General features: G+C 44.9%; 6 protein-coding genes. All 6 read left to right on the top strand.

From position 1 onward, the window contains the following. Positions 1–135: 135 nt before the first annotated feature. The 6 genes from amrS (at position 136) to QMD66_07775 (ending at position 5,811) form a co-directional block, all read left to right on the top strand. Positions 136–1,182, top strand: coding sequence for an AmmeMemoRadiSam system radical SAM enzyme (amrS, locus tag QMD66_07800; protein MDI6822725.1), 1,047 nt, complete (start codon positions 136–138; stop codon positions 1,180–1,182). Between the two features lie 56 nt (positions 1,183–1,238). After that, complete coding sequence (locus QMD66_07795; protein ID MDI6822724.1) at positions 1,239–1,670, top strand: NUDIX hydrolase; 432 nt, start codon at positions 1,239–1,241, stop codon at positions 1,668–1,670. A gap of 174 nt (positions 1,671–1,844) precedes the next feature. Beyond that, the gene (locus QMD66_07790) at positions 1,845–2,744 is read left to right on the top strand and encodes a Clp1/GlmU family protein (GenBank protein MDI6822723.1); all 900 of its coding nucleotides are present in this window, start codon (positions 1,845–1,847) and stop codon (positions 2,742–2,744) included. Positions 2,745–2,768: 24 nt separating this feature from the next. Further along, positions 2,769–3,542 (top strand): sulfite exporter TauE/SafE family protein, encoded by a 774-nt coding sequence (locus QMD66_07785; GenBank protein ID MDI6822722.1) that lies wholly within the window; start codon positions 2,769–2,771, stop codon positions 3,540–3,542. A 192-nt stretch (positions 3,543–3,734) separates the two neighbouring features. Continuing rightward, a complete protein-coding gene (locus QMD66_07780) occupies positions 3,735–5,075 on the top strand; it encodes a histidine kinase (GenBank protein MDI6822721.1) in 1,341 nt (446 codons plus the stop codon). Next, positions 5,065–5,811, top strand: a complete 747-nt coding sequence (locus QMD66_07775) for a LytTR family DNA-binding domain-containing protein (GenBank protein ID MDI6822720.1) — start codon at positions 5,065–5,067, stop codon at positions 5,809–5,811. The genes QMD66_07780 and QMD66_07775 overlap by 11 nt, the downstream gene beginning before the upstream one ends. Positions 5,812–5,941: the final 130 nt, after the last annotated feature.

Genomic DNA, 5,941 nt, shown 5'->3' with positions numbered 1-5,941 from the left:
CCCTTATCGTGCAACTGTTGGTCAAACCAGTACCAGATGTATAGGAATTACCTAATTTTAAAATGCAAAGATCAAAAATCAAAATTACAAATCAAAATCCAAAAATTATTTTAAATTTTGAAGAAGGTGTATGTTTTGAAGGAAGCTTTTCTTTATGAAAAATTGGCAGACAATAAGGTGAGATGCAACATCTGTCCCAGGCGATGCGACATTCCTTTGGGTAAGCGCGGTTATTGCGGAACGAGGCTAAATGAGGATGGCACATTATACACCCTTATCTATGCCAAATGTTCCTCAATCGCGGTGGATCCTGTGGAAAAGAAACCCGTTTTTCATTTTTATCCGGGGAGCCAAGTTCTTTCCTTCGGAACATTGGGTTGCAATTTAAGATGTAAGCATTGCCAAAATTGGCAAATTGCTCATGCACGTCCGGACGAGAAGGGGTCGGGTCTAACCGAAGTGTGCCCAGAGTACGCTGTGGACTTGGCGAAGAGATATGATTGTCGGGGACTTGCTTGGACATACAATGAACCAACCATCTGGTTTGAATATACCTTGGATTCGGCCAAATTGTGCAGGGGAAGTGGGCTTTACACCATTTACGTGACCAATGGTTACATTACTCAGGAAGCTCTGGATATGATTGGTCCCTATCTTGATGTATTTCGGGTGGACATTAAGGGCTTTACCAATGAACTTTATAAAAAGCTATCCAATGTTCCCGATTTTTCCCCGATCCTGGAAGCCGCAATCCGAGCCAGGAAGAAATGGAACATGCACGTTGAGGCAGTAACGAATGTGATTCCTACATACAACGATGACGAAAATCAACTTCGTGGAATCGCTAGATGGATAAAGAATTCCCTGGGAGTCAATACCCCGTGGCATGTGACCCGATTCATCCCCTACTTAGAACTCTCTCACCTGTACCCCACGCCAACAAAGACTTTGGAAAGGGCTAGGGAAATAGGTTTTGAAGAGGGGCTCTCCTTCATCTACGTGGGAAATGTTCCGGGTCATCCAGGTGAGAATACCTATTGTCCCGGTTGTGGGAGACTGGTCATTGAGAGATTGGGTTATAGTATCACAAAGTATCAGATTCAAGATGGGAAATGTCAGTTCTGCGAAACCGATCTCAACATTGTGGGCAGCGAGGTAGCGGAGAAGAAACACGCTACTTGAGTTTCGAGCTTCCTGGTCTTAATTTTGGACGGAAGAATCCATTGGGGTTGACGGAGATGAAAGCCAAACGCGCCGTTTCATCGGGTGGGGTTATCTTCCGAAGGGTGAATAAGGAAATTCAAGTCGCCCTTGCCCGAAGGGGTGAGGGCAAAATCTGGTGCTTGCCCAAGGGGCTAATTGAAAAAGGGGAAAATCCAGAGGAGACGGCGGTCAGAGAGGTGGAGGAGGAAACGGGACTTCGTGGAGAGATCGTAGACAAGATTGGACAGATAGACTACTGGTTTTATTGGAAGCCCGAGGATACTCGGTATCACAAGTTCGTCCATTTCTATCTCATCGAGTATAGGAGCGGTGATGTTCAAAATCACGATTATGAGGTTGAAGAGGTCAAATGGTTTCCCATCGATATGGCCATCGATCTCCTTTCATATAAAACAGAGATTCAGATCGTGAAAAAGGCAAAGGAGATGCTCTCCAAAATCCGTTAATGGTTATTGGTAGGTTGTTGGTCTTAAATTATAATTAACCATGGGCCATAATTTCAAAATTTACTGTTTAACACACAATTATCCAAAGATGGGTGGACTGGAGCTCCGGTTTGCCTTCCTACTCTCTCGGTTCTCAGAGTGCGAAATTGCTATAAAGGATAAGTGGAGGAGTTGATGGGATATCCGGTTCAATGGGAAGAAACAATCAGAAGATTATCGAATCCCCCTTTTAAGGGAATTATTTTTGTCCTGGGAGGGCCCGATACCGGAAAAACAACATTCTCCCTTGCTTTAGCCGGTCGAGCTCTTAAAGGGGGAGCACGCGTGGGAATAGTCGATTCCGATGTGGGCCAATCCACGTTTGGTCCCCCTACAACCATTGGATTGGTTATTGCCTCAGAGCTGAATGAGGATCTAAAGGTGCTCAAGCCCGCCAGCCTACACTTTGTCGGGGATAACAGCCCCAGAGGGCATATGCTTGAAACCCTGGTGGGGGTGAAGAGGATGGCGGATAAGGCGCGGGATATGGATTGCAACCTCATCGTTGTTGACACGAGCGGGTTAATCGCTCATCCCTTCGGAGAAGCCCTAAAGTATCATAAGATCAGTTTAATCTCGCCCAACCACATAGTTGCTCTCCAAAGGGAGAAGGAACTTGAGCCCATCCTCCGATCGATCCGGACATTTTCAAGATATCGAATCCATAGATTACCCGTTCCACCTGAAGTTAGGATTTTAAGCAGGGAAGAAAGGATTAGAATTAGGAATAATGCATACCAGCGTTATTTCGCCAACTCCAAGGTACTAAATTTACCCTTAAAGAGCTTGGCTCTGTATCCTACCGGCATCGATTTGGCCGGGAGGATAGAGCTATTCAATCTGGTATTGGGATTAAAAGATTCCCGTGGTGAACTTCTGGGGATAGGTATTCTCACTGGCTATGATGCTGAAAGGGACGTGGTCAAGGTGTTTACACCTGTTACCAATGCTCGCATATCGGGCTTAGTTTTCGGTTCGATTAGATTGAGAAACCTCGGTCAGGAAATTGGTAGGGTTGCCCCTTGGCAGCTCTAATGTACTGCAAAGGGTCAAGAGGCATTGAAGGAAATCCTAGTAGGTTTTGTTTCTGGTTATCTATCGGGGCAATTTGGCGTGGGAGGAGGGGTGATCACCACTCCTGCAATACGTTTAATTTTGGGTTATTCCCCTTGGATAGCTCTGGGAACTCCACTACCGGTGATCATTCCCTCGGCTCTCACTGGAGCTTACATTTACCATCGAAGTAAGCTCGTGGATGAAAGGCTAGCCTTGCAGTTGGCAATTCCGGGTGTCATTGGGGTGGTTCTGGGCTCCGCAATCACCCTCTTATTTCCGGGTCATCTCATTATGCTCATTACGGCCTTGGTGATTTTGCTGTTGGGAATCAAATTTTTAATTCCGCAGAAGGTGGGAGGAAGGAATGACCCGTCATGCACGGGTAGGCATTTCTTTCGATCGAATAGAAGTACGATTTTAGTGACCGGTTTTGGTTGTGGATTTTTCTCCGGATTTTTAGGCCTGGGAGGGGGATTTTTACTCATCCCAGCGATGATTATCCTTTCTGAAAAGAACATAAAAGAGGCTTTTGGTACCTCCCTGGCGGTGATCACTGCCTATACCTTACCCGGTTCCATAGCACATTATTTTTTGAAACACGTCGATGTGAAATTAGCACTTCTTCTAATTCTCGGGGTCGTCCCCGGAGTATATTTGGGATCAAAAATCACCATTAAATTACGAGAATCCCTGGTGCGATTCTTATTTGGGCTTTTTCTTCTCATTATAGCCCTCTACTTTGCTTACTTTGAGGTTTTAAGTTGGTCTTGGCTGTAAATGCTGTGGATGCGGAACCGGGGTATTAAAAAGAGCAGCTATGGTATAATAATAAAAATGTAGTATTAACAAGATGGGTTACTCCCGAATGTCTAAAGTGTCAACCTAACTTGTTAATAGTCCAAATAAAATCTAGTATGTGGTAATAAACTATTTTGATCAGGTAAAATCAAGTAAATTGTGGTGAGTAGAGTGTTTTATAGGCGGGAAAATATTCTTTCGACGCTGTGCATTTATTTTATCTTCAGTTTAATTTTTGGTTTGGGGGTTGTTTTTCTCATCCATCTTTACGGTTCAAGTTCCGGATTTACCTTTAAAGGAGGGCTGGCTTTCCCATTTTTGATCGTCCTCATTACCCTGGGAATCTTTTCGGCCTTGGCCATTTCCTTTGGTTTAAAGGATGAGCCGGAGCATGCAAAAGCACTGCAATCTCATCAGATTTTGGAGATCGCCAATCAGACGTTGCCCTATTTGAGAAGGGGTTTAAACTTCGATTCAGCGAGTAAGGTAGCGGAAATAATTTACAAAGAATCGGATGCAATGGCTGTGGCTCTGACCAACCTTAATACCGTATTGGCTTTTACTGGAGTTGGGGAAAGCCATCACAGGGCTGGAAAACCCATTATAACCAAGGCTACCAAGGAATCTTTGAAGTATAATGAGACCCGAATCTTGGAGTCTCGAAAGGAGATCGGTTGTCCCATTCTGGACTGTCCCCTCAAGACTGGCATCGTTGTACCCCTGGAATTGAGGGGCAAAGCCGTTGGAGCCCTCAAGTTTTACTACGACAATAAGGAGAAGCTGACGGAAAGCCGAATAACGGTGGCCGAGGGACTGGCATGTCTTTTGAGCACCCAGCTTGAACTCTCCGAGATCGATAAACAGCGCGAACTCGCCTGGAAGGCCGAACTTAAAGCCCTGCAGGCTCAGATCAATCCCCATTTCTTATTCAATACCCTGAACACCATCGCCATGTTTTGCCGTACCAAACCCGACAAAGCGCGAAAACTCCTCATTCAGTTCGCCGATTTTTTCAGAAAGACCCTTGAGAGGGGAAGTGACATGGTGACTCTGAAAGAGGAATTAAACTATGTAAACTCCTACCTCATCTTTGAAAAGGCAAGATTCGGGAAAAAGCTCCGGGTAATTGAGGACATAGATCCCTCCACGCTAAATTTAAAACTCCCAGCCTTGATCCTCCAACCACTTGTAGAGAATGCTATAAAGCACGGTCTCACGTCCAATGGTCTTAAAATAAAAATCTCGTCCGAACTCAAAAACTCGGAAATGATAATAAAGGTCGAAGATAACGGGGTGGGTATTTGCTCCTCCGATATGGATAAAATTTTCTTATCAGGTTTTGGTAAGGGAATGGGAATAGGATTGAGCAATGTGAATGAAAGGCTAAAGAGCCTTTACGGCGAGGAATATAGGCTCAATATCGATAGCGAAATGGGAGAGGGCACCGTAGTCACCCTCTGCATACCTCACCCACCCGAAGGGTCAGCTTTAGGAGGTTCTCATGAAGATTAAGGCGCTCATAGTGGATGACGAGGCACCGGCAAGAACCGAGCTTCGTTATATACTGGAAAAGATCAAAGATGTGGAAGTTGTTGGGGAAGCCACCAACGCTGCGGAGGCATTGGAGCTCATAAAGGCGTTGACTTACGATGTGGTATTTTTGGATATTCAAATGCCTGGACTCACCGGTCTGCATGTGGCGGAAGTTCTCCAAGAGCTTCCGGATTCTCCAGCGGTGGTTTTTGTCACAGCCTACGGTGAGCATGCTGTGAAGGCTTTTGAATTGGATGTTCTGGATTACCTGGTTAAACCCTTTAAAGAAGAGCGATTAGCCCAGACCATAAACAAAATCTGGGAGAGGAAGAAAGGATATCGATTGAAGGAGGTAGGGTTGCCTACCCCCGAGACCATTAAAATCAATAGAATCCCAGTTCACAGGGGAGATAAAACCATCCTTCTCCCAACGAGGGATGTCATATATATAAATACCAGAAATGATTATGCTTTCATCCACACGCATCACGAGAGTTTCATCACATCATTTGCTTTGAAGGAATTGGAGGCACGCCTACGGGGTCAAGCATTTTTCCGAGCCCATAGGGGTTATATAGTGAATCTTCATCAAGTGAAAGAGATAATCCCCATGTTCAGAGGAATCTATCTTCTGCGGGTAAAGGATGCCAAAGGAAGCGAAATCCCCGTTAGCCGAAGACAAGCTAAAAAGCTAAAATCCATTTTAGGATTATAAATAACCCTGGACATAATTCATTCACAGGAGTTTCTTAGCATTTCGTGCTGTTTATCCTTAGGTCAATGCATAATGTGTATTATTAACGAGTTAGGTTAACACTTTGCCCTTTGACAAACGCAGGACATGT

The organism is Actinomycetota bacterium (assembly GCA_030018275.1).
Lineage (GTDB): Bacteria > Actinomycetota > Aquicultoria > Subteraquimicrobiales > Subteraquimicrobiaceae > Subteraquimicrobium.
This window is presented reverse-complemented; position numbering and strand designations above follow the sequence as displayed.

What these genes read in the sequence shown, in the direction of transcription:
- QMD66_07795 (MDI6822724.1), top strand. Translation starts at nt 1,239, where the DNA reads ATGAAAGCCAAACGCGCCGTTTCATCGGGTGGGGTTATCTTCCGAAGG.
- QMD66_07790 (MDI6822723.1), top strand. Translation starts at nt 1,845, where the DNA reads ATGGGATATCCGGTTCAATGGGAAGAAACAATCAGAAGATTATCGAAT.
- QMD66_07775 (MDI6822720.1), top strand. Translation starts at nt 5,065, where the DNA reads ATGAAGATTAAGGCGCTCATAGTGGATGACGAGGCACCGGCAAGAACC.